23 protein-coding genes are annotated in these 26,746 nt (G+C 69.9%); 18 read left to right on the forward strand and 5 right to left on the reverse strand.

The window, feature by feature from the left end:
- Window positions 1-119: 119 nt before the first annotated feature.
- The 3 genes from LKO27_RS13240 to LKO27_RS13250 are packed head-to-tail and all read left to right on the forward strand — an operon-like array spanning window position 120 to window position 6,675.
- Window positions 120-2,741 (forward strand): glycoside hydrolase family 2 protein, encoded by a 2,622-nt coding sequence (locus LKO27_RS13240; protein WP_227737984.1) that lies wholly within the window; start codon window positions 120-122, stop codon window positions 2,739-2,741.
- Entirely contained in the window at window positions 2,738-5,227 is a 2,490-nt protein-coding gene (locus LKO27_RS13245; protein ID WP_227737985.1) for a hypothetical protein, read from the forward strand. Before LKO27_RS13240 ends, LKO27_RS13245 begins: the two co-directional genes overlap by 4 nt.
- Window positions 5,224-6,675, forward strand: a complete 1,452-nt coding sequence (locus LKO27_RS13250) for an L-fucose/L-arabinose isomerase family protein (protein ID WP_227737986.1) — start codon at window positions 5,224-5,226, stop codon at window positions 6,673-6,675. The genes LKO27_RS13245 and LKO27_RS13250 overlap by 4 nt, the downstream gene beginning before the upstream one ends.
- Before the next feature lie 11 nt (window positions 6,676-6,686).
- Here LKO27_RS13250 and LKO27_RS13255 read toward each other — a convergent pair whose 3' ends face one another.
- Window positions 6,687-7,628: a metallophosphoesterase gene (locus LKO27_RS13255; protein ID WP_227737987.1), complete on the reverse strand. Its 942-nt coding sequence runs from the start codon at window positions 7,626-7,628 to the stop codon at window positions 6,687-6,689.
- The gene (locus LKO27_RS13260) at window positions 7,597-10,053 is read right to left on the reverse strand and encodes a transglycosylase domain-containing protein (RefSeq protein ID WP_227737988.1); all 2,457 of its coding nucleotides are present in this window, start codon (window positions 10,051-10,053) and stop codon (window positions 7,597-7,599) included. The genes LKO27_RS13255 and LKO27_RS13260 overlap by 32 nt, the downstream gene beginning before the upstream one ends.
- A gap of 234 nt (window positions 10,054-10,287) precedes the next feature.
- Between LKO27_RS13260 and LKO27_RS13265 the strand changes: the two genes are divergently transcribed.
- The 6 genes from LKO27_RS13265 (at window position 10,288) to LKO27_RS13290 (ending at window position 13,296) form a co-directional block, all read left to right on the forward strand.
- Window positions 10,288-10,575 (forward strand): WhiB family transcriptional regulator, encoded by a 288-nt coding sequence (locus LKO27_RS13265; RefSeq protein WP_227737989.1) that lies wholly within the window; start codon window positions 10,288-10,290, stop codon window positions 10,573-10,575.
- 101 nt (window positions 10,576-10,676) lie between these two features.
- Window positions 10,677-10,838, forward strand: a complete 162-nt coding sequence (locus tag LKO27_RS13270) for a DUF4177 domain-containing protein (protein WP_143939381.1) — start codon at window positions 10,677-10,679, stop codon at window positions 10,836-10,838.
- The gene (locus LKO27_RS13275) at window positions 10,839-11,300 is read left to right on the forward strand and encodes a RidA family protein (protein WP_227737990.1); all 462 of its coding nucleotides are present in this window, start codon (window positions 10,839-10,841) and stop codon (window positions 11,298-11,300) included.
- Complete coding sequence (nth, locus tag LKO27_RS13280; protein ID WP_227737991.1) at window positions 11,301-11,978, forward strand: endonuclease III; 678 nt, start codon at window positions 11,301-11,303, stop codon at window positions 11,976-11,978. It begins immediately after the preceding gene.
- Window positions 11,975-12,670, forward strand: coding sequence for a TlpA disulfide reductase family protein (locus tag LKO27_RS13285; protein ID WP_227737992.1), 696 nt, complete (start codon window positions 11,975-11,977; stop codon window positions 12,668-12,670). Before nth ends, LKO27_RS13285 begins: the two co-directional genes overlap by 4 nt.
- A complete protein-coding gene (locus LKO27_RS13290; RefSeq protein WP_227737993.1) occupies window positions 12,667-13,296 on the forward strand; it encodes a CoA pyrophosphatase in 630 nt (209 codons plus the stop codon). The genes LKO27_RS13285 and LKO27_RS13290 overlap by 4 nt, the downstream gene beginning before the upstream one ends.
- Before the next feature lie 6 nt (window positions 13,297-13,302).
- On the opposite strand, the gene LKO27_RS13295 is transcribed toward LKO27_RS13290, so the two are convergent.
- Complete coding sequence (locus tag LKO27_RS13295; RefSeq protein WP_227737994.1) at window positions 13,303-13,773, reverse strand: phage holin family protein; 471 nt, start codon at window positions 13,771-13,773, stop codon at window positions 13,303-13,305.
- A 50-nt stretch (window positions 13,774-13,823) separates the two neighbouring features.
- Complete coding sequence (locus LKO27_RS13300) at window positions 13,824-14,570, reverse strand: class I SAM-dependent methyltransferase (protein ID WP_227737995.1); 747 nt, start codon at window positions 14,568-14,570, stop codon at window positions 13,824-13,826.
- A gap of 96 nt (window positions 14,571-14,666) precedes the next feature.
- Between LKO27_RS13300 and ssd the strand changes: the two genes are divergently transcribed.
- From ssd to ald, 5 genes are all read left to right on the forward strand, one after another.
- A complete protein-coding gene (gene ssd / locus LKO27_RS13305; protein WP_227737996.1) occupies window positions 14,667-15,704 on the forward strand; it encodes a septum site-determining protein Ssd in 1,038 nt (345 codons plus the stop codon).
- Window positions 15,701-16,849 carry a TadA family conjugal transfer-associated ATPase gene (locus LKO27_RS13310; protein ID WP_227737997.1) on the forward strand — a complete coding sequence of 383 codons (1,149 nt, stop codon included), beginning with the start codon at window positions 15,701-15,703 and terminating at the stop codon, window positions 16,847-16,849. The genes ssd and LKO27_RS13310 overlap by 4 nt, the downstream gene beginning before the upstream one ends.
- Entirely contained in the window at window positions 16,846-17,658 is an 813-nt protein-coding gene (locus tag LKO27_RS13315) for a type II secretion system F family protein (RefSeq protein ID WP_227737998.1), read from the forward strand. The genes LKO27_RS13310 and LKO27_RS13315 overlap by 4 nt, the downstream gene beginning before the upstream one ends.
- A complete protein-coding gene (locus LKO27_RS13320) occupies window positions 17,655-18,395 on the forward strand; it encodes a type II secretion system F family protein (RefSeq protein WP_227737999.1) in 741 nt (246 codons plus the stop codon). Before LKO27_RS13315 ends, LKO27_RS13320 begins: the two co-directional genes overlap by 4 nt.
- Window positions 18,396-18,519: 124 nt before the next feature.
- Window positions 18,520-19,629 (forward strand): alanine dehydrogenase, encoded by a 1,110-nt coding sequence (gene ald / locus LKO27_RS13325; protein WP_227738000.1) that lies wholly within the window; start codon window positions 18,520-18,522, stop codon window positions 19,627-19,629.
- 60 nt (window positions 19,630-19,689) lie between these two features.
- On the opposite strand, the gene LKO27_RS13330 is transcribed toward ald, so the two are convergent.
- Window positions 19,690-23,142 (reverse strand): bifunctional proline dehydrogenase/L-glutamate gamma-semialdehyde dehydrogenase, encoded by a 3,453-nt coding sequence (locus LKO27_RS13330; RefSeq protein WP_227738001.1) that lies wholly within the window; start codon window positions 23,140-23,142, stop codon window positions 19,690-19,692.
- A gap of 189 nt (window positions 23,143-23,331) precedes the next feature.
- Here LKO27_RS13330 and LKO27_RS13335 point away from each other — a divergent pair, with 189 nt between their 5' ends.
- From LKO27_RS13335 to LKO27_RS13350, 4 genes are all read left to right on the forward strand, one after another.
- Entirely contained in the window at window positions 23,332-25,578 is a 2,247-nt protein-coding gene (locus tag LKO27_RS13335) for a DEAD/DEAH box helicase (protein WP_227738002.1), read from the forward strand.
- A gap of 125 nt (window positions 25,579-25,703) precedes the next feature.
- Window positions 25,704-25,970, forward strand: a complete 267-nt coding sequence (locus LKO27_RS13340) for a DUF4244 domain-containing protein (protein WP_227738003.1) — start codon at window positions 25,704-25,706, stop codon at window positions 25,968-25,970.
- A gap of 77 nt (window positions 25,971-26,047) precedes the next feature.
- A complete protein-coding gene (locus LKO27_RS13345; RefSeq protein WP_227738004.1) occupies window positions 26,048-26,368 on the forward strand; it encodes a TadE family type IV pilus minor pilin in 321 nt (106 codons plus the stop codon).
- Window positions 26,365-26,739, forward strand: coding sequence for an Rv3654c family TadE-like protein (locus LKO27_RS13350; protein ID WP_227738005.1), 375 nt, complete (start codon window positions 26,365-26,367; stop codon window positions 26,737-26,739). Before LKO27_RS13345 ends, LKO27_RS13350 begins: the two co-directional genes overlap by 4 nt.
- Window positions 26,740-26,746: the final 7 nt, after the last annotated feature.

Here is a 26,746-nt window from a genome sequence, read left to right on the forward strand (position 1 = left end):
GGTGGTCAGCTAAACCGCTTTACAAATCCGAGTGGAGCCGCTACGGTGACGATCGTGGCAGTTCGCCTGAGCCCTGGCCGGTTCACCTGAACAACCACAACCACAACGGAGTCATCCACGTGAACACCTCACCCCGCGGTGTGCCTGCCCGCGCCGTGACCCGCCTGGACCTGGGGGGCGAGTGGACTTGCCGCGCCGTCACCGGTCCGGTCCCGGAGCCAATCGCGGCAACCCTCGCGCAGGGCATTCCCGGCGCCGTGCCGGGCGTAGTCCATCTGGACCTGCTGACCGCGGGACTTGTTCCCGACCCCTACGAGGGGCGCAACGAGCACGAGCTCACCTGGATCGGGCGCACCGACTGGGAGTACAGCAGGTCCTTCGAGTGGTCGGTCGGTGCCCACACCCGCCACGAACTCGTGGCCGAGGGCCTGGACACGGTGGCCACCATCCGGCTCAACGGCCAGGAGGTCGGCCGGACCGCCAACCACCACCGCACCCATCGCTTCGACGTCGGGGCGCTGCTGGTGGAGGGCACCAACCGCATCAGCATCCGCTTCACCGCCGCCCTCAACCATGCCGAGGAACGCGAGCGCGTCCTGGGAGCGCGACCCCACTCCAACGCCCACCCGTTCAACACCATCCGCAAGCCCGCCTATGCCTTCGGCTGGGACTGGGGTCCGGAACTGGTCACGGCGGGCATCTGGCGGGCAATCCGGCTGGAGAGCAGCACGGCGGCGCGCCTGGCCCGGGTACGTCCACTGACCGGTTGGACCCACGCCGGAGCCACGCTGGACCTGCACGTCGCCGTCGAGCACGCGTCACAGCCGCACACGGTGAGGGTCGCCGTGGGCGAACTCGCGTCCGCGTCGGCGGAGCTCCTCGGCGACGGGCACCTCGCTCTTGCCGTTCCGGGTGCCGACCCCTGGTGGCCGCGCAGCCACGGGGAGCAGACGCTCTACGACGTGGCGGTGACGCTCCTCGACGCCGCGGACGAGGTGGTCGACAGCTGGACCGGGCGGGTCGGGTTCCGTACCGTAACCGTCGACACCTCTGCCGACGAGGTGGGCAACCGGTTCGCCATCACCGTCAACGGTGTCCCCGTGCACATCCGCGGGGCCAACTGGATCCCTGCGGACAACTTCCTGCCCCGGGTGGACCGCCCGCGTCTCGCCGCGGCCCTGTCCGACGCCGTCGAGGCGAACATGAACCTCGTCCGCGTCTGGGGCGGGGGGATCTACGAGTCCGACGACTTCTACGACCTTTGCGACGAGCTCGGGCTGCTCGTCTGGCAGGACTTCGCGCTGGCCTGTGCCGCCTACTCCGAGGAACCGGAGTTGTGGGACGAGTTCGAGGCGGAGGCCCGCGAGGCAATCGTGCGGATCTCCGGTCACGCCTCACTGGCGCTGTTCAACGGCGGCAACGAGAACATCTGGGGCTGGGCCGACTGGGGATGGCGCGCCCTGCTCGACGGCGCCAGCTGGGGCCAAGGCTACTACCTGGAGCTGTTCCCGGGATTGGTGGCCGAACTCGCGCCGGGTACGGCGTACGTCGAGGGCAGCCCCTTCTCCTTCGACCGCTTCCTGCACCCCAACGACGACATCAACGGCTGCATGCACATCTGGACGGTGTGGAACGACGACGACTACACCACCTACCGCAACTTCCGCCCGCGCTTCGTCTCGGAGTTCGGGTTCCAGGGGCCGCCGGCCTTCTCGACGCTGGAGTCCGTGGTCAGGGACGTCCCGCGCTCCCCACTGGGGGCCGAGATGCTGTCCCACCAGAAGGCTGAGGACGGGAACCTCAAGCTTGCGCGCGGCCTGGGTGACCACTTGCCGATGCCCGCGGAGTACCTCGACTGGCACTGGGCCACCCAGCTGAACCAGGCCCGGGCCGTGCGCTTCGGGATCGAGCATTTCCGCTCGCTGGCACCCTTCAACACCGGGTCGGTGGTGTGGCAACTGGGTGACTGCTGGCCGGTGGTGTCCTGGGCCGCCGTCGACGGTCACGGCATCCGCAAGCCGCTGTGGTTCGCGCTGCGCGCCGCCTTCGCCGACAGGCTCGCCACCATTCAGCCGCGCGACGGCGGACTCGCCCTCGTCCTGCACAACGAGTCCGACCAGCTCTGGGAGACGACTGCCGGCCTGAGCCGCGTCGCACTGACAGGCGCCGAACTGGCTGCGGCGCGGGTTTCGCTGGCGGTTCCGGCCCGCGGCTCCCTGACCGTCGCAATCCCTGCGGAGGTCACCTCTCCGGATCGGGCAGACCATGAGCTGCTGGTGGCCGACCTAGCTTCCGGCGAACGGGCACTGTGGTACTTCGTCGAGGACCCTGAGCTCGCCCTTTCGGACGACGCGTTCGACGCGAGCGTGGAGCCCACGGAAGGGGGCTACCTGGTGACGGTCACGGCGCAGGCCCTGGTCAAGGACCTGATGCTGCTGGTTGACCACCTCGACCCCGCGGCCACCGTCGACATCGGACTGGTCACGCTGCTGGCCGGCGAGTCCGCGACCTTCCGCGTATCCTCCCGACTGCCGCTGGATGACGCCGCACTCGTCTCGCGGCCGGTTCTGCGAACGGCGAACGACCTGGTCGCCGAGGCCCGTCGGCCGGCGGCGGATCCTGCGGAAACCGAGGCCGCTGACGACGTCCTTGCCGTGATGGGCACCTTGATCGGAGGTTCTCGCGACACCGACGGTGCGCTCGTCCCAGCCGAGTCGTCAGCCGGAAGACTGGAGCCATGACCAAACCGCTGCGGTGCACCAACCTCGAGGTCTCTCTCAAGCCGTTCCACAGCTTTGAACCAGAAGCCCTGGAAGCGACCGTCCGGCTGGTCTTCGACCAGTGGGCAACGCTGCTCGCCGCAGCCGACGAGTGCTCGGTGCTGCTGTGGACCTCTGACGGCAGCGAGATCCTGGACTGGGCCGGTGACCTGGACCGGGAGTTCGAGTGGGCCCGCTTCATCGGCTTCAACAACACCGCCGCCAACCCCTACGGGGAGGCCAAGGAGCCCGAGCGGGTCGCCATCCCCTACCGGGAAGGCGCCCCGACCGTCAGCTACCGGGACCTGGCCCGGCTCGTCGCCACCATCAAGGCGGTGGGTGCCGAGCGCGGGATACCGACGCGGGTCGGTGCCACGTTCGACCCCGGTCCTGAGTTCGCTCCGTCGAGTTTCAAGTTCGAGAGGCATCCGGAGGTGGTGGCGCGCGGCGAGGACATCGGGATCGGTCCAATCATCGCCATGGTCAGGCACTTCTCCGAGCTCCACGCCGACCAGCACTCCTACGCAGCCTTTCCCGGCGGCGTGGCCGAAGGCACCAGCTTCGGGGAGTTCCTGGGCCGACAGGCGCAGAGCTTCCTCACCGCGCTCGACTTCGACTACCTGTGGTTGTCCAACGGGTTCGGTTTCAGCTCGTATGCGTGGTCGGAGCTGGGGGAGTCCTTCGACGGCGTCCGCTTCCGCCCCGAACGCACCGGCGACCTCCGCCGTCGATCCCTGGACTTCTGGCGCGACCTGTCCGCCCACCTCCGGTTCCCCGTCCAGGTGCGCGGCACCAACCACACCGCGGGGATAGACATCGGCGCCGACTCGGTCCCGGCGCTCGAGGTGTACGAGGGGGGCCACATCGCCTCACCACCGCCGAACTCGCCATGGGGTCCGCTGAACGAGGACTTCGGGATCGAGATGTCGGGTTTCATGTCCCGCGTGGCGATGCTGCCCACGGGCGCCGACGGCTACCGGTTCCGCTTCTACGCCAACGACCCGTGGTTCTGGCAGCAGCCTTGGTGGGACTTCTACCACCGCGAACCCTTCGACATCCACCTGCCGCTGGCCGTCTCCCGGCTCCGGAGCGACGGGTCCGCGCAGCCGCCGACTGAGGCCAACATCCTGGCCATCGACACTGCCCACGGGGTCCTGGACGAGCGCTGCGCCCGAGAGGTCTCGACGCAGGTGGTGACCGCGCTGGAATCCGCGCCCGACGAGGCCGGGCCGCTGGTCTGGGTCTACCCGTTCCGCGAGTACCACGAGCAGATGGCCTCCGATCCCGCAACCATCGCGACGCCGCACTTCGAGGACTGGTTCCTCACCTCTGCGATCAACGCCGGGCTTCCGCTCAACACCGTGGTCTCCACCGATGACCTGGGCCCCGCGATGGGTTCGGGCGCCCTGACCGGCCGGGTCCTGGTGGCCCCTGTGGGTGGGCTGAACCCGAAGTCGCTCACGTTGCTCACACAGCATGCGGAGGCAGGGGGAACCGTGCTGCTCTACGGCTCCCTCAGCCCGTCCGGCTCCGCGCAGGCGCAGGAGTGTCGTCGGCTCATCGGGCTCGACGTGGCCGGGGCCGGGTTGGACGGCGACGTCGAGCTCAGCCTTGAGGTGCCGGGGGACCAAGTGCCTGGGCAGGGCCTGCCCCGCGCGTTGCGTCATGTTGCGCACCTCTCCGGTGGCCCGGTCACGGAGGTCCTGGCGCCCGGTTCGGACACCCGGGCGCTGGCGGTCGTCTCCCGGAAAGACCAGCAGCGCGTCTTCGCGGCCGTGCGCGACGTGGGCGCCGGCAAGGTCCTGTGGGTTCGTGGATCGGCCCCGTTCGAGTACTCCGAACCCGATGGCCGTGGCGTGCGAGTCCATGTGCCCCACGACCGGTCACGCTTCGCCGACGTCGGCGCCGTCGCGCGCGACCTGCTGGGCATCGTCGGACTCCGCGTCTCCCACGAACTGCGGGATGCCGGTGCAGCTCGTGCCGTGCACGCGATTCACCGCCACGACGGGGCCTACTGGTTCAGCGGCTACCTCCCTGACACCACCACCCGACTGCGGCTCGGACTGCCAGAGGGGGTCCCGTTGATGCAGCACACCGAGTGTTGGCTCGACGGCGGGGTCGCGGTCTACCAGCTCGCCAAGTCGTTCCGCCACGAGTGCCGGGTCCTGGTGGCCCAGGAGGGCTCCGGAATGCTCCGCTGCCGCGAGGTGGCTCCGTTCCCGGCGCACATGACGCGGGGAACGAGGGTCAGCGGGCTGTCCAACGCGACGGTGACCCTCCTCCTGCCGGCTGCGGTGGGCCAGGTGCGCATCGACGTCGACGGCGCCCCCGTCACCGCCGAAGCCTCCACCGGGGCCGGGACATCCGGCACCGACGCGCAGGACCCCCGGAAGCTGCGGGTGGAGGGCGTCACCGGAACCCTCACAGTCATGTGGGAAGACAAACCAAGCACAGGAGAAGCAAGTTGATTGAGCGTCGGAAGCCGTTGACGGCAAGGGTGGGGATCGTTTCGGTCGGTCATCACGTGTACTGGGACCAGTTCGCGGGACTGCGGGACGAGATGTTGGCCAAGACCGCGGTCCTGGCTTCGAAAGTGGCCGGCAACGGGGTCGAGGTGGTTGATTTCGGGTTGGTGGATGAGGCGCGGAGCGCGTATGCGGTGTTGCCGCGGGTGCGGGCCGCTGACCTGGACCTGTTGTTGGTGGACATGGTCACGTATGCGACGTCCTCGACGTTCGGGGTGCTGATCCGGGCTCTGGATGTTCCGGTGGTGATGGTGGCTCTGCAGCCCAGGCGGGCGCTGGATTACGCGAACGCGACCACCCACATGCAGTTGGCCAATGATGATTTCTGTTCGGTGCCGGAGTTCGCGGCGGTGGCGGTGCGGATGGGGCGGCCGGTGCCGGAGGTGATCCTGGGCACTCTGCATGATGACCCGGGCGCTGATGCCGAGCTTGCGCAGTGGTGCCAGATCGCGAAGGTCTACCACTCGTTGCGGACCGCGAGGATCGGGTTGATGGGGCATGTGCTGGAGTCGATGCTGGACATGCACACCGACCCGACCGCCTTGACCGCGGCGTTCGGGGCGCACGTGGTGTTGTGTGAACCAGAGGACATCCAGCGGCACTGGGCCGACCCGGACCCGGGGTTGGTGGCGGCGAAGAAGGACCAGATCCTGGGGTTCTTCGACACCCCCGAACCGGTGTCGGACCCGATCACGATGAAACTCACCGACGCCGACCTGGAGACCGCCGCCCGGGCAGCGGTGGCCCTGGACGGGTTCATCGCGGAGAAGGACCTCGACGGCCTGGCCTACTACTACGAGGGGCTGCCGGGATCGGAGATGCGCACCCTGATGACGAACCTGATCGTGGGGAACTCGCTGCTGCAGGCGCAGGGGTTCCCGATGTGCGGGGAGTTCGACATCAAGACCTGCGTGGCGATGATGGTCATGGACCGCCTCGAGATCGGGGGCAGCTTCGCAGAGTTCCACCCCATCGACTTCGAACGCGACGCCGTCCTGGTCGGCCACGACGGACCGCACCACATCAACATCGCCGAAGGTAAACCCGCCATCCGGTCCCTGAAGAAGTACCACGGCAAACCCGGGTCCGGAGCCAGCGTCGAGTTCAACATCAAAGAAGGCCCGATCACCATGCTGGGCAACACCATCACCGCCGACGGCAAGTTCAAGTTCGTCATCGCCGAAGGCGAATCCCTCCACCTACCAGTCCCGCCCACCGGCAACACCAACACGTTGGGCCGCTTCCAGCCAGACGTGCGCACCTTCCTCAAACGCTGGATCCGGCAGGCACCAACCCACCACTACGCCCTCGGAATCGGACACCACGCCCAAACCATCACCAAGGTCGCCGACACCCTGGGCATCGAATCAGTCATCGTCGCCAACGACTAGGGGAGGGACGCTCAGCGGGTGGGGCGGCGCGCGGTGAGCGTGAGCAGCGTCACCTCGGGGCGGCAGGCGAAGCGGAACGGGGCGTATGGGGAGGTGCCCACCCCGGCCGAGACGTGGAGGTGGGCGGTATTGCCGCCGCTGGCGTGGGTGGACAGCCCCTTGACGCGTGGTGCGTCGAGGTCACAGTTGGTGACCAGCGCGCCGTAGCCGGGGACGCAGACCTGCCCGCCGTGGGTGTGGCCGGCGAAGATCAGGTCCATGCCGTCGGAGGTCATCGCGTCCAGGAGCCGCAGGTAGGGCGCGTGCGTGACGCCGATGTTGAGGTCGGCGTCCGAGTCCGGTGGACCGGCGACGCGGGCGTACTCGTCGCGACCGAGGTGCGCGTCGTCGGTACCCCGGAACGCCAGGCGGTAGCCGGCGACGTCGATGGTGGCCCTCTGGTGGGTCAGGTCCTTCCAGCCCACCGCGAGCATCCGCTCGCGCAGGTCGTCGGTGGGCAGTGGCACCAGCCGCCGCTTGGGCGCCGAGGAGCGGTTCACGATGTAGTCCAGGGGGTTCTTCGGCTGGGGTGCGTAGTAGTCGTTCGAGCCGAACACGAACACTCCCGGCACGAACCGCAGCCGGTTCCAGGCCGCCATGAACGGGAAGATGGCATCGGGATCGGCGATGTTGTCCCCGGTGTTGACGATCAGGTCCGGGTCCAAGGCGGACAGCCGACGGACGAAGTCCAGCTTGAGGTGCTGCTTGGTGGTCAGGTGGATGTCGGAGACGTGCAGCACCTTGAGGTCCCTGCCACCGGAGGGCAGCACGGGCAGGGTGAGGCGACGCACCGTGAACATCGAGGCCTCGGCCAGACCCCACGCGAAGCTGCCGACGGCGGCGCCGGCCACGAGACCGGCGCCCTTGAGGAGCTTGCCCACCTCAGTTGTCGCCGTTGCCGTTGCCGTTGCCATTGCCGTTGCCGTTGCCCGGGGGTGGCGCCGCTGTGGTCGCGGGCGGCGGCGGTGGGGGCGCAGCAGTCGTAGCTGGTGCAGGCGTGGGATCGGGCTTGGGTGGCGGCGGGGGCTCGGGCTTGGGGCCCGCGGAGACCCGCAGCGACACCGTCGAGAACTTGGCGGCCTCGCCGCGCGGCGAGGTACCCAGGTAGGTGCCCTTTCGGCGCTCGTCGTAGACGGGCCAGCGCACGGTGTTGAAACCGGCGGCCTCGACGGCGGCCTTCGCCTCTTCGTAGCTCATGCCGCGGGTGTCGGGGATCGGGACCTTCTCGCCCTCGAGGATCGTCTCCGTCGGCTTGACGAACGGGGTGGGCGGGACCCCCTCGAGGGCCTTGGCCATGGCGGCCTTCCAGATCAGGCCGGCGTCGCCGCCGCCCGAACCCCGGAGTCGGCCACCGTTGGCCAGGTTCACCTGAGTGATCCGGCGGGGGAACACCCCGTCCCAGTAATCGTTGCCGTTGTCCGCGGCGATCATGGCCGCACCGGCCATGTCGGGGGTGTAGCCCGCGAACCACACCGCCTCGGTGTTGTTGGTGGTACCGGTCTTGCCGGCCTGGGGGCGGCCGTCAGCCAGACGCGCGGGACGCCCGGTGCCGTTGGCCATCACCGACTGCAGGATGTAGCTGATGCCGTCGGCGACCTCCGGTGCGATGACCTGCTGGCAGTTCGCCCCCGGAACGGCCAGTTCCTTGCCGTCCTTGGTCACGATGGACTTCAGGATGATCGGGTCACACCGGACCCCACGGTTGGCGAAGGTGGCGTAGGCCTGCGCCATCGAGAGGGGCGTGATGCTCGCAGTCCCCAGCGTGATGGAGGGCACCGTGTGCATGCTCATGATGTCCTCACCGCTGGCCAGTTCAACTCCGGCACGGTTCGCGACATCGACGGTCTGGCAGATGCCGACGTCACGGATCAGCTGGACGAAGTAGGTGTTGATGGAGTCCTCGGCGGCCTGGACCATGTTCACCTCGCCGTAGGCCCGGTTGTAGTTGACCGGCCTCCAGGGCTCACCGGTGAGGACCGTAGGACCGTCGCACGTCTTCCAGGTCCAGCCCTCGGTGTCGATCGGTGACGGGGCCTTGTAGGTCTGCTCCGGGGACATGCCTGCCTCCAGCGCCGCGGTCATGGTGAAGATCTTGAACGTCGATCCGGCTTGGAAGCCGTTGCTGCCGCCCATCGGTTCGCCGTCCTGGGACTCTCCGACCATGTAGTTGTACCAGGTCTCACCGGGGTCGTCGCCGCGGTCGGGCCGGCTCTGCGCCATCGACACGATCAGCCCGGTGCTTGGCTGGATCACCACGGAACCACCGATCAGCGGGTCCACTGGGGACAGCTGCTGGGCCACTGCGGCCTCGGCGGCGCGCTGGCTCTCCGGGTCGATCAGGGTCTGGATGGTGAGGCCACCACGGTTGAGCATGTTCTCGCGCTGCTCCGCGGTCTCTCCGAGGCTCGGGACCTTCTTGGAGAGCAGGGTGAGACGGACGTAGTCACAAAGGTGTGGGAACTCGGAGGCGAGGCAACCGTTCGGGATGCGGTTGACCTTGGCAGGGTCGAAAGCGATGGCCTTCGCCGCGTCGCGCTCGGCCTCGGTGATGATCCCGAGCTCGGCCATCCTGTTGAGGACGACGTCGCGGCGCTCGATCGCGAGTTCGGTGTTGTTGACCGGGTCGAACTGGACCGGGTTCTGCACCAGGCCGGCGAGCATGGCCGCCTGTTCCAGCGTCAGCTCCGCCGCCGTCGTGCCCCAGTACGTGTAGGCGGCGGCCTCCACCCCGTAGGCGCCGTGGCCGTAGTAGGCGATGTTCAGGTAACGCTCGAGGATCTCCGCCTTGGAAAGTCGGTCCTCGACCGCCATCGCGTAGCGCATCTCACGGATCTTGCGCTCGATGCTGACCTCGGTGGCGGCAGCAGCAGCCTCGTCGTCGCCTGCAGCGACGGCGGCCTCCACCTGGACGAGCTTCACGTACTGCTGGGTCAGGGTGGATGCGCCCTGCGTGTCTCCCGTGGCGGTCTTGAAGAAGGCGCGGAACAGGCCCTGCGGGTCGATCGCGCCATGTTCGTAGAACCGGTGGTCCTCGATGGCGATCTGGGCGTCCTGCATTACCGGCGCGATCTTCTCCAGCGGCATGTAGACGCGGTTCGCGTCGTAGAAGGTGGCCAGCGTGCTGCCGTCGGCCATCAGGATCCTCGAACGCTCGGCCTGCGGCGGTGTCTCTAACTCTTCCGGGAGGTACTGCATGCTGTCCGAGGCCATGCGGGTGACGCCTCCGGCCAGCGCGGTGAACGGCACCGCGAGCCCCGCGAGCAGGAGACCCGCAAGCGTGCTGACGGCGACGAACATGAGCATCGCGTAGGCCTTCTGGCTCATGGAGGCAGACTTCATGGGCCCGATTCTACGTGACCCTCGTCCGGGACCGGCATTCGTGGCTGGCTGCGCTGCCGTGCATGACGCTGCCGCTGTCAGCTTGCGGAGGGGGAATCGGGCAGGCAGTCGGCCATGAAATCGCCCAAATCGCCCTGACCGGGGGCGAAGCTGAAGAAAAGGCCTGTTGCGCTGCCACCCTTATGCGCTAGCGTCATTCCAACGAAGTACCAATGCGCGAAGGAGGGCACGGGGATGTCGTTGGCAGAGTTCAGTGAATGGACGCTCCAGGCCAAGTGTCGGGACATGGCGGATGCACTCTTCCCGGAGGGCAAGGATCAGAAGAGGGCACGTGCGGTCTGCATGGGCTGCCCCGTCAGGTCGGAGTGTCTTGCGGAAGCGTTGGACAACCGCATCGAGTGGGGCGTGTGGGGAGGCATGACGGAGCGGGAGCGCAGGCATCTCCTGCGCACCAGGCCGGACATCGAGTCCTGGCATGAGGTGCTCGTCGAGTTCGGGGAGAACGTGGGCAAGGCGAGCTGAACCACATTCTTCTGGCCGGACCGCCCGCCCGAGTGGCGTTGGCGCCTGGTCCGCCCGTGGGACTGTTTGGCAGCGGCCCTGCCCGGTGGCAGGCTGTAGCCATGCAGAAATGGGAGTACTTCACAGCACCGATCCTGTCCCACGTGGCACAGCAGATCCTCAACAACTTCGGCTCCGAAGGCTGGGAACTGGTGCAGGTCGCGCCGGGTCCCAACCCAGACACTCTCGTGGGGTACTTCAAGCGCCCCGTCCAGGAGGGCTGAATGCTCTCGCCTGCGGAGCGTCTGGCGGAGATGGGGCTGGCACTGCCTGAGGTCGCGGCGCCCATCGCGTCCTACGTCCCTGCGCGCATCTCGGGCAACCTCGCCTGGACCTCCGGTCAGCTGCCGCTGGTGGACGGTGGCCTCCTGGCCACCGGCAAGCTGGGCATGGAGGTGGGCCTGGACGACGGCGTCGCCGCGGCTCGTGCGGCGGTGCTGAACGCTCTCGCCGCCGTCTCGGACAAGCTGGGCGGGATCAATCAGATCTCCAGCATCCACAGGGTCGTCGTCTACGTTGCCAGCACCCCCGACTTCACCGACCAGGCCAAGGTCGCCAACGGCGCCTCCGACCTCCTCGTCGATGTGTTCGGACCGGGCAAGGGCTCCCATGTGCGCAGCGCCGTCGGCGTGGCAGTCCTCCCACTGGACGCCCCCGTCGAGGTGGAATTGATGGTTGAGATCTAGGTGAGCATCGCACCGCCCGCGGAGGTCAACGAGCGCCTTTCGGTGGCCTACCCCGACGCGCGCTGTGAACTGGACTTCACCTCGCCCTTCGAACTGCTGGTGGCGACGGTGCTGTCCGCGCAGTCCACCGACCGCCGGGTAAACGCCGTGACGCCTGCGCTGTTCGCGGCCTATCCGGATGCCGCAGCCCTGGCTGCAGCTGAACCGGAAGCGGTGGAGCAGCTGATCGGCCCGGTGGGGTTCTTCCGGCAGAAGACCAAGGCCATCGTCGGGCTGTCGCGGGCCATCGTCGACGAGTTCGACGGCCAGGTGCCCGGGACGCTCGAGGAGCTGGTCAGGCTGCCCGGCGTTGGGCGAAAGACCGCCAACGTCGTACTCGGCAACGCCTTCGGAGTCCCCGGTGTCACGCCGGACACGCACCTGATCCGGCTGGCCAACCGCTTCGGATGGGTGGCCTCCAAGAAGCCCGACGAAGTGGAGCGGGCGGTGGCCGAGCTGTTCCCGCCCGAGGAGTGGGTGATGCTGTGCCATCGGGTGATATGGCACGGGCGACGTTGTTGTCACGCCCGCAAACCCGCCTGCGGGGCCTGCGTGCTCGCTGACATCTGCCCCAGTTTCGGTGAGGGCGTCACGGACCCCGACCAGGCGATCCTGCTGATCCGGGAGCCGCGGGCATGAGGGGCCGACGCAACAGCCCACCGGACCGGAAGTTGCCGAGGCCGGCTGAGAGCCCACTCGCCCGTTCGGGCCCTCACTGGGCCGGTGGCTGGCTGCTGGCGCCGCTGGTGCCGGTGCTGATCCTCGCGGGCTGCGCCGCCCCGGCAGGGCCCGCTGCGGCGCCCGCGCCGTCGGCTCCAGCTCCGGCTGAGTCCGACGTCGACCTCCAGCAACTCAGGCTGCGCTACGGCCTGCCGGACTGCCCCACCACTGATCCCGCAGCTGAGGCCGTCGAGGGAGGGCTGCCGCAGACCGCGTTGCCCTGCCTCGGCTCCGACGTCGTGGTCAACCTCGCCGGGCTCGAGCGGCGGCCGATGGTGGTCAACTTCTGGGCACAGTGGTGCGGTCCCTGCCGCGAGGAGGCCCCGTTCCTTCGGGAGCTGTCCGCCGAGCGCACGGACGTCGGGTTCCTGGGAATCAACTACAACGACCCGCAGGCGGACTGGGCCATCGAGTTCGCCGGACTTGTGGAATGGGACTACCCGCAGGTGCAGGACATGGACAAGTCACTGCAGGCCTCGGTCGGCATCCCCGGCCTGCCGGTGACGGTCTTCGTCGACGAGAACGGCGTCATCGTGGATCGTCACATCGGGGTACTCGAGTCGAAGGCCGACCTCGCCGCGGCGATCGACGAGAACTTCGGGGCGAGATGAGCTACTCCTTCACCAATTTGCACTCCTCGTTGCGCGAGGGCGTCGACGCCCCCGCGGAATGGCGCGAACGCGCACCCCAGGGAGTGCGGTCCGCGGCGGTCCTGTTGCTGTTCACCGATGAGCCGGATCCGCGGCTGACGTTCATCGAGCGGGCCTCGACTCTGCGCAGCCACGCGGGGCAGGTGGCGTTCCCCGGCGGAGGCCGGGAGGAGGGCGACCCGAGCCTCATGCACGCGGCCCTGCGCGAGGCGCAGGAGGAGGTCGGACTCGACCCGGCGCTCGTCACGGTGCTCGGCCAGCTCCCGGTGGCCTGGGTGCCCAAGAGCCGCTACGACGTGACGCCCTTCGTCGGCACCTGGGACGGTTCCAAGCCCTTGCACGCCGCCGATCCCGCGGAGGTGGAGTGGGTCTTCGACGTCCCGGTCTCGGAACTGGCGGATCCCGAAGCGCGCGTCAGTGGCCGGCACCCCCTGGGCTATGTGGGCCCGGCGTGGGTGCTGGGCGACATGTTCATCTGGGGCTTCAGCGGTCACCTGCTGGACCTCACGCTCCACCTCGCGGGCTGGGAGCAGGAGTGGGACAAGGGCCGGGTGGTGGACATCCCGGCGCGCTTCATGCGCGACTGACCAGCCTCAGGCGGAGCGGCGGGGGAGTTCCTCGACCGGGCGCACCGTGACGCCTACCTCGGCACGCTTGCCGGTGGCGGCGTCGGCAAGGGCCGCCATCGTGGCCTTGGCCTCGGCGATGGTTGCCTCCGGGGCGTGGACGCGCTTGAACTGGCCCTGCCCGATCTTGAGCAGGATGAACGCGATCAGCAGCGACACCACGGCCGTCACCACGAAACCGATGGTCAACGAACCCCACGGGCCCAGGACGGTGACGCTGTCCAGGAGCCAGCCGACGGCGAGCGCCAGCGCGATGATGAGCATCCAGATGGCGTGGAAGGCGAAGACCCCCACCCCGCCGAAGAGGGCACCACCGATACCGGCGTGCCTGGCGGCCGGGACGAGCTCGGCCTTAGCCAGTTCCTTCTCTCGCTCGACGAACTCCGCGAAGTCCGCGCGGAACTCCTGGAAGGCGTTGCCGTAATCGGGAGTGTCCATCTTTGTCCTTTCGTCTGGTCCCAGACTAGGGGGCCAAGGGGCTGGGCGGGTCAGATCGGGATCCTGACGCCGTCGTCCGTGAGGCGAACGGGCGCCGTGAGTTCCTCGTGGCTGACCCAGGCCCGCACGCACAGCAACTGGAACGGGAGCCGCAGGTTCTCCCCGGGGCGCACCGACGACGTGAACAGGTCCGCGACTTCGGACTGCAGCCGTTCCCGCTGCTGGTCCGTCAGGTTCTTCGACAGCGGCTGGCGCGCCACCAGTGCCTGGAGGTCCTCCAGCGAAACGGGTTGCCAGACCCGGAAGGCGCGCTGTTCCACCTCGGGGAAGTACTTGGAATGGTCCAGGACCGCCAGGCTCTGGTGACCGTAGTCGCCCTTCATGGCCATCGGGTCGTAGTGGCGAAGCAGCGCTGCGAGGCGCCGCACCCACGGGACCGAGTCGTCGCGGATGACGTACGACGCGCTCAGGCAACCCCCGGGACGAAGCACCCGGGCGATCTCACCGAGGGCCTGCAAGGGGTCGAGCTGGTGGAACTTCTGGTGGGTGAGCACGACGTCGAACTGGAACGGTTCGGTGGGGATGGCCTCGGGACGCGCCCAGATGGCGAGTATCCCGGGCTCGTCGTCCAACCGCACCACGGTGGCCTCGTCCCAAGCCATGGAGAAGACGGTGTGGCCCTCGTCGCGCAGGCGGCGGGCCATGGCTGCCCCGCCGTCGATGGTGAGGCTGCGGGCGTGCGTCCACACCGTGAGCCAGCTGACGGCTTCGGGTAGGAGAACGTTCTGCTTCGTCATGACTTCCTGGCTTCGGGGACTTGTTCACCCACAGGTTATCCACAACCGATTCGTATCAGTGACGTTTAGGGCGCAGCGGCGACCAGAGTGTGGAACGTGAGACGACCCATGACGACGGGGGCCAGCGCCCCACCAGCGCTGCTCGGAACCCGTGACCCCGCCCTGACGGAAGCCGTGCTCGCCACCGCAGTGGCGCTGGGAGTGCAGGTTGAGGTGGTGCAGGACCGCGACGAACTCAGGCGTGGCTGGGCTGCTGCGCCCGTGAGGCTGCTGGGCTCGGACATGGCGGCGCGGGCCGCTGTGCTGGAACGGTTGGCGGGCACCTATGTGGTCGGGGTCGCGGACCAGAGTCTGCTCGCGGCGTCGGCGCAGCTGCGGGCGCCCGCGTTGGCGCTGCCGGACGCCACGGCAGAGCTCGCCGACGTGCTCGCGGGGCATCTGCAGGGGGAGAGCGGGGGCTTGCTGCTGGCGGTCGTGGGAGCCTCCGGCGGGCTGGGAGTCAGCTCACTGGTGGTCGGGCTGGCGACGGTGGCCGCCGCGGCCGGCACTCGGAGCGCGGCGGTCGAGCTCGCCGAGTGCGGTGGCGGCCTGGACCTGCTGTTCGGGGCCGAGACGCGGGAGGGGCTGCGCTGGGACGGGCTGGGGCAGGCGCAGGGTCAGCTGGGTGACCTCGACGGGCACCTGCTCTCCACGGACGGCGTGGACGTCCTGGCTCTGGACAGACGCCGCCCCGCCCACCCCGACGCGGCGGCGGTCGCTGCGGTGCTCGGATCCCTAGCACGCACCCATGGAGCCGTGTTCATCGACGCCGGATCCGCCGGAAACGCCCGGCTCGACGCCCATGGGACGCAGACGTTGCTGGTGGTTGGTGCCGACGTGGCGTCGGTGGCCTCCGCCCGCATGGTGGTGGAGCGGCGAGGGCTGGAGTCGGCCCGGCTGGTGGTGCGGAGCGGGCCGGGCCGCACGCTGCCCGCAGAAGCAGTCGCCGAGTCCCTGGGAATGGGGCTGCTCGGTGAGGTCCGGCACGACAAGGCCCTGCTGCGGCTGGCGCAGTCGGGTGGGAGCGTGGCATCCGCGCAGGCGCGCAGGTTCCGACGGGACGCGCAGCGGTTGTGGGAGGGGATCAGCAGATGATCGAGGACCACCACCTGGAGGACCTGCAGGCGCAGCTGGGCTCCCTGGGGCGCGAACACACGCCGTCGGACGTGGCCATGGCCATGCGCAGGCTGGGGATGGTCGTGACCGACCAGACGATGCTGCAGACCATGGAGGCGGTGCGCCGAAACAGCACGGGGGCGGGACCGCTGGAGGAACTGCTGCGCGAGCCCGGGGTCTCCGACGTGGTGGTCAACGGCGCCCGTGACGTCTACGTGGACAGGGGTCGCGGGCTCGAGCGCTCCGGGGTGAGGTTCCTGGACGACCAGCAGGTCCGCCGACTGGCCGTTCGGCTTGCCGCGGCAGCCGGACGAAGACTCGACGACGCCCAGCCGTTCGTCGACGGCAGGCTCGCCGACGGCACCCGGCTGCATGCCGTCCTGGCGCCTGTCGCCGCGCCCGGCACCTGTATCTCCCTGCGGGTGCCCGCCAGTTCGAGACTCACACTGGCTGACCTGGCCGCTTCCGGCTCCGTGAATCCGGACGGCATGGCGGTGCTGGAGGGAATCATGGCTGCCAAGGTCCCGTTCCTGATCAGCGGAGGGACGGGCACCGGCAAGACCACCCTGCTGGCGGCGCTGCTGGCCCTCGTCCCGGCCGGGGAGCGGATCGTGGTCGTGGAGGACGCCCGCGAGCTCACCCCCAACCACCCGCACTGCGTCCGGCTGGAGGGCCGGCCCGCCAACACCGAGGGGTCGGGGGCCATCACCCTCACCCAGCTGGTGCGCCAGGCGTTGCGGATGCGTCCTGACAGGGTGGTGCTGGGGGAGGTGCGCGGTGCCGAGCTCTCGGACCTGCTGACCGCCCTGAACACTGGTCACGAGGGCGGCTGCGGCACCATCCACGCCAACTCGATCACGGACGTGCCAGCGAGGCTCGAGGCGCTCGCCGCCCTCGGCGGGCTGAGCAGGGAGGCCTGCCACGCCCAAGTGGCTGCGGCACTGCGCGTGGGCATCCACGTTCGCCGGCTCGCCGACGGCCGTCGTCGGGTGGCCGAGATCGGGTTGTTCACCCGTGCCCGCGACGGTCTGGTGGAACTGCAGCCGGCGGCCTCCTTCGACGGTCCGGTCACCGCGTGGGGGCCGGCCGGCGAGGAACTGCGCGCCCTGGTGGGGTTGTCATGATTGCGCTGACAGCTTTGCCTGCCGCCAGTCTCGTGGCGCTCGCGGTGGTGGTGCTGGTCGGGGAACCCCCGGCCAAGGGCCTGGTGAGGCTCCGGCAGCGGCGGCAGGCCGGGGCCGCCAGGCGTTGGTTGCCCCTGACGGCGGTGGGCTTCGGTCTGGCCTGGGTGTGGGCGCTGTTCGGTGGCCGGACCCTGGGCTGGGTGCTGGCAGTGGGCATCGTCGTGGCGACGGTTGCCTGGGTGGTGCGCCAGTCGATTCAGTCCAGACACGTGCTTGCTGCAGAGGACGAGACGGGCCGGGCGGCGCACACCGTCGCCCTGCTCCTGCGGGCCGGTCAGATTCCGACGAGGGCACTGGTGGAGGCCGCCGCGGACAACCCCTGTCTGGCACCGGCCGCTGCAGCCGTGGGTCTGGGCGGGGATGCGGGCAGGGCTCTGGTGGGGATCGCCGGGGAGCCGGGCCGACGGGGGATGGCGCAGCTGGCGGCCGCCTGGCGGGTGAGCGAATCCAGTGGCGCGCCTGTTGCGACGGTGGTCGCGCAGGTCACCGAAACGATGCGCCGGGAACGCCAACTGGCCGACGTGGTGGCGGCCGAGCTGTCGGCGGCGCGGGCCAGCGGCCGGATCATGGCGACGCTGCCGCTGGTGGCAATCGGGCTCGGCACGGTGGTGGGAGCTGATCCGGTCTCCTTCCTCTTCGGCTCGGTCCTTGGGCAGGTCCTCCTCGTCGTCGGTCTTGCCCTGGCCGCCGCGGGGGTGGTCTGGACGGAGAAGATCGCCCGCTCGCCGATGGGGGTGGGTCGCAGATGAGTGGGTTCCTTCTCGCAGTGGCGCTGATGGTGGGTGCTGCGACGCTCGCGTTCCCCGCACCCCATGCCGGCCTCCGTCGGCTCTCCGGGGCCGATGCCGCTACCGGTCGGGTGGCGATGCTGCTCAGCGGCAAGCCGCAGGCACCCTCCCTGCGCAGCCGGGTGTGGCTGGGCGGTGTTGTCGCAGGCCTGCTCCTCCTGGCGGACCCGACCCCCGTCGGAGCGGCTCTGGCCGCGCCTGCCGGGACCTTGGTCCTGGTCGGATCAGGCTGGCTGTGGCCCTCAGGACGGGCGGACCCTGCCGTCGGAATGCAACTGCCCGGAACGCTGGAACTGCTCGCGGCCTGCATCGAGGCGGGAGCCCCCATGCAGCGGGCCGTGGAGACGGTGGCCGAGGTGAGTTCGGAACCGACGGTCGGTCTGCTGGAGGGGGTGGCGGGACAACTTCGGCTGGGGCGCGCGGAGGCCGAGGCGTGGTTGCAGCTCCGGGAGGATCCGTCCTGGGGGCCCGTCGCCAGGGACGTCGCCCGTTCGGCCAGATCCGGCACCTCGCTGGTGGACGCGCTGCGGGTGCACGCGGAGGACCAGCGCAGACGGCTGGAGGCGGAGCGCGCGAAGGCGGCGCGTGCCGTGGGGGTGCGCTCGGTCATGCCCCTGATGGTCTGCTTCCTGCCGGCCTTCGTGCTGGTGGGCGTCGTGCCGATCGTCGCGGGGTTGATGGCGGGCTTCCTGGGGTGACGCCCACACCGCCATCCGTAAGCCCCCGGACCGCCGCCGAGTACGCGAACGATCTTCTTTCCTTTCGGGCCGCAGGCGTCGCCGCCGCACTAGTGTGAGCGCAAACCCAGGAGCGAAGGCGAACATGAGGATCGGCGTCCCACGCGAGGTCAAGAACAACGAGTACCGCGTCGCGCTGACGCCGGCCGGCGCCAACGAACTCGTCAGACACGGCCACCAGGTTGTCATCGAGGCTGGGGCGGGCGCCGGGTCGGCAATGCCCGACGACGACTACCGCGCAGTGGGCGCGGAGGTCGCGGACGCTGCCGAGGCCTGGGGTTGCGAGCTGGTGTGCAAGGTCAAGGAGCCCGTCGAGGAGGAGTTCGGACGCCTGCGCGAGGGCCTCACCCTTTTCACCTTCCTGCATCTCGCGGCAGCTCCGGCGCTGGCAGATGCCCTGCTGGCGGCTGGCACCACCGCCGTCGCCTATGAGACCGTCCAGTTGCCCAGCGGTCAGCTTCCCCTGCTGTACCCGATGAGCGAGGTGGCGGGTTGTCTCGCCCCGCAGGTGGCGGCGTTCCACCTCACCTCCACCCAGGGCGGCCCCGGAAGGCTGCTGGGTGGTATCGGCGGGGTCCCCAACTCAAAGGTCGTCATCCTCGGCGCCGGCACCGCCGGGCAGAACGCGGCCAACATCGCCCGTGGCATGTGCGCCGACGTCACCCTGCTGGACACGGACCTCGACAAGCTTCGCAACGCGTACTGGCGCTGGGAGGGATCCGTCCGGCAGCTCGCCTCGGACGACCTGACCATCCGTCGCGAGGTGCAGACCGCGGACGTCGTGATCGGGTCGGTGCTGGTGCCCGGCGGCCGGGCGCCCCGCCTGGTCACCAACGACATGGTGGCGCAGATGAAGCCGGGCTCGGTCCTGGTGGACATCGCCATCGACCAGGGCGGCTGCTTCGAGGACTCCCACCCGACGACGCACGCGGACCCGACCTTCCAGGTCCACGGCTCCACGTTCTACTGCGTCACGAACATGCCCGGAGCGGTGCCGCACACCTCGACGATCGCCCTCACGAACTCGACCACCCCATACATCCTGCGGCTCGCCGAACACGGCTGGCGGGATGCCATGCGAGGAAACCGCGCGCTTGCTCTCGGGCTCAACATCCATGCCGGAAACGTCGTCAACCCGGCCGTGGCCGAGGCCCTGGGGCACGAGGCGCGACCGCTCGAGGACGCGCTCAGGTGACGGGCTGGCTGCACTCCCTGCCTGTTGACGCCCAAGCCGTCCCACCAGGCGAGCGAGGAATCACCTCTGCTTCTCCGGGGATACGTGACCGTAGCGGTGCAGCGTCCGGCTGACAGCCTGTTCGCGCAGTGCCGACAGCAACTCGCGGCGCCCGTTCGCCAGCACCGGACCGGTCAGCACCTCGACGCCGTGGGCCGCCAGCGCGTCGTGCAGGTGGTTCGCGTCCCCAAGACCTCGGACCCTCGTGCCCGGAACCGCGGTCCCGATCCAATCGGTGATCGGCTCCTCGGGCACCCGGCGCAACGGTGCGAGCTCATCGGCCAGCCGCTTGCCCTCGCCGGTGGTGGCCAGCAGTTCGTCCAGGTCCGCGGCCACCGACGGCGTGAGCGAGAGCCGCACCGTCGTGCCGGTCAGCCGCGCGGCCAGGAGCAGGCGCGCCAGCTCGACGAAGCGGGCGCCCTGCTCGCAGTGCACCACCAGCAGCGGCACCGGCCGGTAGCGGAACTCGTTCAGTTCACTGAGCAGACCGGCCGGGTCGTCCGCGATCCCCAGTTCGGTCTCCCAGGCGTGGGCGTCGCTGTGGATGGCTGCCTCCAGCCACTCAGCCTCCGCGGCGCCCGCCACCAGTGGCGCCAGCCGGTGGGCCAGCTCGCGCACCCGTGGCGGAGGAGTGCGGCGCAACTCGGGGAGGCCATCCGGTGCCCAGGTGCCGAGGCTCGCGACGTAGTTCGGGCCGCCCGCCTTGGCGCCCGGGCCGACCGAGGAGTCCTTCCAGCCCCCGAACGGCTGCCGTCCGACGATGGCACCGGTGGTGACCCGGTTCACGTAGGCGTTGCCCACCTCCACCTGGTCCAGCCACTGGGCGATCTCCTCCTCGTCGAGGCTGTGGAGGCCGCCCGTGAGGCCGAACCGGGTGGCGTTCTGAAGTTCGATGGCCTCGTTCAGGTCCTTGGCCGTCATCAGGCCCAGCACCGGCCCGAAGGCCTCCGTCTGGTGGAAGAACGAGCCGGGGCGCACACCGGTCTTGACCCCCGGCCGCCAGAGCCGGCCCGTCTCGTCGAGCTGCGCCGGCTCCACCAGCCAGCGCTCCCCGGCATCGAGCTTCTTGAGGGCGCGCAGGAGCTTCCCGCGGGGAGGTGCGATGACGGGGCCGACGGTGGCGCCGAGGTCGTCCGGCCACCCCACGCGCAGTGAGGCGACGGCGTCGCGAAGCTGACGGAGGAACCTGCGCGACGTCGCCACCGACCCGACGAGGATCCCCAGCGATGCCGCCGAGCACTTCTGCCCCGCGTGGCCGAAGGCGGACCTGACCAGGTCCGCGACCGCCAGGTCCAGGTCCGCCGACGCCGTGATCACCAGCGCGTTCTTGCCCGAGGTCTCGGCCTGGACGCGCGGCCCGCCGTCGCGCCCGGTCCGCCAGGACTGGAACAGCCGCGCCGTCTCGATGGCGCCGGTCAGGACCACGACGTCGACGTCCCGGTGTGAGACCAGAGCGCGTCCGGCCTCGCCCTCGCCCGAGCGCACCACCTGCAGCACGTCGTCGGGGACGCCGGCCGCCCACAGCGCCTCGACGGCGATCTCGGTGCAGCGCTCCACCCCGTGCGCCGGCTTGATGATCACCGACGAGCCCGCCGCCAGCGCGGCCAGCACCCCCCCGATCGGGATCGCGACCGGGAAGTTCCACGGCGGCGTCACCAGGGTGACCCGCGGTGGGGTGAAGGCGGCGCCGTCGGTCATCGGGCTCCGGGGCGCGAGGGCCTCGGCGGAATCGGCGTAGTAGCGGGCGAAGTCGACGGCCTCGCTGACCTCCGGGTCCGACTGGTCGATCGTCTTGCCGCCCTCGGCAGCCATCGCAGCCACCAGGTCGCCGCGGCGGGACTCGAGTTCGCGGGCAGCCTGGCGCAGGATCGCGGCCCGCTGCGACGGCGTCCGCGCGGCCCAGCCGGGCGCGGCGTCGCGGGCGGTGGCCACCACGCCGTCGACATCCTCTGGTGAGAGGAGGGGACTGGTCGGTTCGCCGGGGTCGCCGATGATCACCTCACCGGCCCACTCGCGGGTGGCGGGGATGGCGGGATCGGAGTCGGGCTGGTTGGCGAAGTGGTCGCCCACCTCAGGACGCTCCGCGCTGCGCCTCGGGCCGAGCGGAGCGGAGTCCATCAGTGCCACCGACTCGCGGAAGAGCCGCTCCTGCCTGGCCATGGGTGAGTCAGGGCCGACGGTGTCGTTGAAGGCCGCGTGCAGGTAGTTCTGGGGTTGCGCGTTCTCCTCCAGGCGCCGCACCAGGTAGGCGACGGCGACGTCGAAGTCCGCGGGCGCCACGATGGGCGTGTAGAGAACCATGGAGCCGACGTCGCCGGCAACCACACGCGCTTGCGCGGGGGCCATGCCCTGCAGCATCTCCACGTCCAGGCGGTGCCCGACGCCACGACGCTGCGCCAACAGATGCGCGAGCGCCACGTCGAACAGGTTGTGGCTGGCGACGCCAAGTCGGAGCACGTCGGTGGCGTCGGGACGCAGCGCCCGCTCCACAAGGCGCAGGTAGTTGGCGTCGACGTCGACCTTGGACTCGTACGGCGCCTGCGCCCAGCCATGGACCTCGGCCTCGACCCGCTCCATGGCCAGGTTCGCGCCCTTGACGAGCCGGATCTTGATCTCGGCGTGACCGGCGGCCGCACGTCGCGTGGCGAAGCCGATGAGCCGCTCCAGCGCTGCCAGGGCGTCCGGGAGGTAGGCCTGCAGCACGATCCCGGCGCTCAGGTGCTCGAACTCGGGTTCGGTGAGGATGGTCTCGAAGACCGCCAGGGTGATGTCGAGGTCGCGGTACTCCTCCATGTCCAGGTTCACGAAGGACCGCGGGGTGCGTCGGTTCGCCGCCCGGAAGATCGGCCGTAGCCGCTCGACGACCCGCGTGGTGGTTCCCGCCGTGTCCCAGGTGGAGATCTGCGAGGCGAGCGAGGACACCTTGACCGAGACGTAGTCGACGTCGTCGCGATCCAGGAGCGCGACGATGCGCCGGGCCCGGGACGCGGCCTCGGCCTCCCCGAGCACAGCCTCGCCCAGGAGGTTCACGTTGAGCCTGAAACCGTCCTGGCGGGCGGCAGCGAGGTGGCGACGCAGGGCAGGGTCCCGGGCATCGACCACCAGATGCCCCACCAGTTGCCGCAGCCGACGGCGCGCCAGTGGCACCACCACGCGGGGCGCCAACGGGGCCACCCGGGAACCGGCCCGCAGGAGCAGCCGGTCGAGCCGCCCCAGGAAGCGGACCCCTCCCGAGCCGAGTCCTGCCAACGCCTTCGCCGCGGCGCGCGGGTCCTCGGGCCGGGCCACCTCGTCCACGAACTTCACGGCCAGCGCCAGTCCGGCCTCGTCGGCCAGCAGCCGCGCGAGTTGCTCCCCGGTGGCCCGCTCCAAAGCCGTTTCCTGCGCTGTTGCCCGTTCCCGCCAGCGTGTGGCCAGGTCGATGGCGTCGTCGACCAGCGGCGCCACCGCGGCCGATCCCTCGGTGAACTCCATGGCCCCAGTCTGGCCCGTCGGTGCGTGGGTGTCTGGCGGGGGTGCGAATCGGCTACGCAAACTCGGCGTGTCATGGACGGGAGGCGTCCACGACACGCCGAGTTCGCGTCCTGGAATCCCACCCCCCCGGACACCCCACCGCTCGCAGCAGCGCGGGAGGGTGTCTGATTGGGATGGCAGAGTGGGTTCGTGAACTGGGACTGGGTGCTCGAGCGCGACGAGGTGGTCGCGCTGCGCCGTCGGGAAGCCAGTGCGGGAGAGGCTGGTGAGTGGCCGCAGTGGCTGCCCCCGGAGACGGTGACGAGTATCCAGGCGGTGGGCATCCAGCGTCCCTGGCGGCACCAGAGCGAGTTCGCGGAGTTCGCCTTCGCCGGGCGCCACAGCGCCATTGTCACGCCGACGGGTTCGGGCAAGTCGCTGGCCTACCTGATGCCGGTGCTGGCCGCCACCACCGAAGGCAGGTTCGGTTGGGAACTCCCGGAGGCCCGCAGCTTCACCAAACCACGCCACACGGCCCTTTACCTGGCGCCCACGAAGGCACTCGCCCACGACCAGTTCCGTGCCGCGCGCGCCCTCGGGCCGGCCGGGTGGCGCGTCGGCACGCTCGACGGTGACTCCGACGTCGCTGAGCGCCGGTTCGCACGGGAGCACGCGAGCCTCGTGCTGTCGAACCCGGACATGCTGCACTTCTCGGTGCTGGCAAACCACCAGAAATGGGCGCGGTTCCTGGCCGGGCTGCGCTACGTCGTGGTGGACGAGGCACACCGCTACCAAGGGGTCTTCGGTGCCCACGTCTCGGCGGTGCTGAGGCGCCTGCGCCGCCTGTGCGCCCTTTATGGCACCAATCCCACGATGCTGCTGTCGTCGGCCACGGCCCCGAACGCCGCCGAGTTCGGGGGTGCGCTGATCGGGGAGGAGCGTGTCGAGGTGGTTGACTCAGCCACCGCGCCGACGGCGGCCCGCACCGTCGCGCTCTGGCAGCCGGTTGGTTCACTCAACCACGACACTGCGGCACTGCTCGCGGGTCTGTCCGACGACGGCGCGCAGACCCTGGCGTTCGTGCCGTCCCGGGCGGGGGCCGAGCTCGTCGCCGTCGCGGCGCAGGAACAGGCGGTGCAGCCGGAGCGGATCGCCTCCTACCGGGCCGGCTACCTCGCGTCGGACCGGCGGGCACTGGAGGCGGCGCTGCAGTCGGGGGAACTGCGTGGGCTCGCGACCACCAACGCGCTCGAACTGGGCGTCGACGTCTCCGGGGTGGAGGCGGTCCTGGTCTCCGGCTACCCGGGCAAACTCTCGTCGTTCTGGCAGCAGGCGGGCCGCGCCGGGCGGGCCGGGCAGGACTCCCTCGTGGTGCTGCTGGCCCGGGAGAACCCCTTGGACACCTACCTCCTCGCGCACCCGGAGCTGATCTTCGACGCCCCCGTCGAGCACGCGGTCTGCCACCCGGAGAACCCACACGTGCTCGGGCCGCACCTGGCCGCTGCGGCGCAGGAACACCCGCTGACAACGGAGGATGAGCGCTGGTTCGGACCCGCGACGATGCCTTTGGTGGAGCAGTTGACCGCCCAGGGCGTGCTGCGCGACCGCGGCGGGCGCTGGTTCTGGACCCGGCCGGACCGCGCCGTCGACTTCATCAACCTGCGCGCCACCGGGCCCGCCCCCATCGAGATCATCGAACGCGAGACGGGCCGCGTCCTCGGGGTCGTCAGCGACGAGGCCGCCGACCGCACCGTTCACCCGGACGCCGTCTACCTGCACCAGGGCGAGACCTGGACGGTCACGGCGCTGGACAGGCACGAGAACCAGGCACTGGTCACGGCTGTGCGGCCGCACTACTACACACAGGCCCAGTCCACCTTCGACATCGAGGTACTCCGACACATCCAGCGCCGGCCACTGGGCATCTCCGAGGCCAGCTTCGGCGACGTGCTCATCACCTCGCAGGTGACGGGGTATCTCCGTCGCGACGAGGTCACCCACGATGTGCTCGACGCCTCCGAGCTGGACATGCCCAAGCGCCAGCTGCGCACCCAGGCGGTGTGGTGGACGGTTCCCCTGGAACTGGAGCGTCTCCTGCGTTGGCCGGCGCTGCGGATGGGTGCTGCGGCCCACGCCATGGAGCACACGGCGATCGGGCTGTTGCCGGTGTTCGCGCCCTGTGACCGCTGGGACATCGGCGGCGTCAGCACCGCCGCCCACCCGGACACCGGACTTGCCACCATCTTCGTCCACGACGGGATGGCCGGCGGCTCCGGGTTCGCGGCGCGGGGGTTCGAGGTGGTCGACGGCTGGCTCGCGGCCACGCTGGAGCGCCTGGAGACCTGTGACTGCGACGACGGCTGCCCGGCCTGCGTGGTCTCGCCCAAGTGCGGCAACGCCAATCAGGTCCTCGACAAGGCTGACGCCCGCGCCCTGCTCCGCGCACTTCTCGGCTGATCAGCCGCTCCCAGGCCGAGTTCTCCACAGGGAGAAAGTCACCTGACGGATGGCGCTGCGCCGCAACCAGAGTGTTGGGCAGATCGGGTGATGGGCACCTGATCATCCGGTGAAAGGGCAAGACAATGAGCATTTCCAGCCAGGCCGCGCAGGCCATGGAAACCAACCTGGCCGACGACGCCGTCGCGGCCGACTGCGAGCTCGAGGTGTCGCCGCACAGGGGACGTGTCCGCCGCCTCGCAGAGCGTGGTCTGACCACCATCGAGTACGCGATCGGTCTCGTGGCCGCCGCCACGGCCGCGCTCGTGCTGCTGCGCATCTTCAACGACAACGCCTTCTTCCAGGCGCTGTTCGACTGGGTGCTCGGCGTCTTCAAGCTGATGACCTCGTGAACGTGCGGCCCGGGGCGGCGCCGGGGGGCGCCGCTCCGCGCCGTCGGCCGGTGGGTGGTCGGCGGGGCGAGCGGGGCATGGTGACGGTTGAACTGGCGGTCGGCTTCGTGACCACCACCGTCCTCGCCGCTGTGTTGCTGGGGTTGGTGATGCTTGGCGTCGCGCAGGCGGCCTGCGCGCGCACCAGCTCAGAGGTGGCACGGCAGCTGGCTCGCGGGGACCAGGCCGCGGCGGAGCGCGCGCAGCAGGAGGCGCCCGAAGGTGCCCGGGTGGAGGCCGATGACGTGGGGGACGGGGTCGAGGTCAGCGTCACCACTCCGGTGGATGTGTTCCGGATGGGAGTCATCCAGGTGAGTGCGACGTCGTGGGCGCGCTACGAGGGGGGCGTGGCACCATGACCGGACGCTCGCGCAGGCACACGGACGAGCGCGGCGTGGGCACCGTGCTGACCGCCGCGGTGGCCATGGTCCTGGTCGTCGTCACGTCGGCCGCTTGCACCGTCGTGGCTTGGCTGGCGACTGTCAGCGACGCCCAGGACGCAGCCGACGCGGCCGCACTGGCCGGTGCATCAGCGATGGCAGAGGGCCTGGATGGCTGCGACGCGGCCACCCTGGCCGCGCGCTTCAACCACGCGGCGGTCACCGAGTGCGAGGTCCGGGGGGACCATCGGGGCTTCGTGGTGGAACTGGACGTGAAGATGGCGCTGCACCCGAAGGTGCCGGGTTTCCCGGAGGAGGTGGTGCGCACCGCTGCGGCGGGAACGGCCTAGGGTGTCG

The organism is Tessaracoccus sp. OS52 (assembly GCF_020687685.1).
Lineage (GTDB): Bacteria > Actinomycetota > Actinomycetes > Propionibacteriales > Propionibacteriaceae > Arachnia.

Coding starts and splice junctions, on each gene's coding strand:
- LKO27_RS13245 (WP_227737985.1), top strand. CDS start 2,738: ATGACCAAACCGCTGCGGTGCACCAACCTCGAGGTCTCTCTCAAGCCG.
- LKO27_RS13255 (WP_227737987.1), bottom strand. CDS start 7,628: ATGGCAACGGCAACGGCAACGGCGACAACTGAGGTGGGCAAGCTCCTC.
- LKO27_RS13260 (WP_227737988.1), bottom strand. CDS start 10,053: ATGAAGTCTGCCTCCATGAGCCAGAAGGCCTACGCGATGCTCATGTTC.
- LKO27_RS13265 (WP_227737989.1), top strand. CDS start 10,288: ATGTCGTTGGCAGAGTTCAGTGAATGGACGCTCCAGGCCAAGTGTCGG.
- LKO27_RS13270 (WP_143939381.1), top strand. CDS start 10,677: ATGCAGAAATGGGAGTACTTCACAGCACCGATCCTGTCCCACGTGGCA.
- LKO27_RS13275 (WP_227737990.1), top strand. CDS start 10,839: ATGCTCTCGCCTGCGGAGCGTCTGGCGGAGATGGGGCTGGCACTGCCT.
- LKO27_RS13285 (WP_227737992.1), top strand. CDS start 11,975: ATGAGGGGCCGACGCAACAGCCCACCGGACCGGAAGTTGCCGAGGCCG.
- LKO27_RS13290 (WP_227737993.1), top strand. CDS start 12,667: ATGAGCTACTCCTTCACCAATTTGCACTCCTCGTTGCGCGAGGGCGTC.
- LKO27_RS13295 (WP_227737994.1), bottom strand. CDS start 13,773: ATGGACACTCCCGATTACGGCAACGCCTTCCAGGAGTTCCGCGCGGAC.
- LKO27_RS13300 (WP_227737995.1), bottom strand. CDS start 14,570: ATGACGAAGCAGAACGTTCTCCTACCCGAAGCCGTCAGCTGGCTCACG.
- LKO27_RS13310 (WP_227737997.1), top strand. CDS start 15,701: ATGATCGAGGACCACCACCTGGAGGACCTGCAGGCGCAGCTGGGCTCC.
- LKO27_RS13315 (WP_227737998.1), top strand. CDS start 16,846: ATGATTGCGCTGACAGCTTTGCCTGCCGCCAGTCTCGTGGCGCTCGCG.
- LKO27_RS13320 (WP_227737999.1), top strand. CDS start 17,655: ATGAGTGGGTTCCTTCTCGCAGTGGCGCTGATGGTGGGTGCTGCGACG.
- ald (WP_227738000.1), top strand. CDS start 18,520: ATGAGGATCGGCGTCCCACGCGAGGTCAAGAACAACGAGTACCGCGTC.
- LKO27_RS13330 (WP_227738001.1), bottom strand. CDS start 23,142: ATGGAGTTCACCGAGGGATCGGCCGCGGTGGCGCCGCTGGTCGACGAC.
- LKO27_RS13340 (WP_227738003.1), top strand. CDS start 25,704: ATGAGCATTTCCAGCCAGGCCGCGCAGGCCATGGAAACCAACCTGGCC.
- LKO27_RS13345 (WP_227738004.1), top strand. CDS start 26,048: ATGGTGACGGTTGAACTGGCGGTCGGCTTCGTGACCACCACCGTCCTC.
- LKO27_RS13350 (WP_227738005.1), top strand. CDS start 26,365: ATGACCGGACGCTCGCGCAGGCACACGGACGAGCGCGGCGTGGGCACC.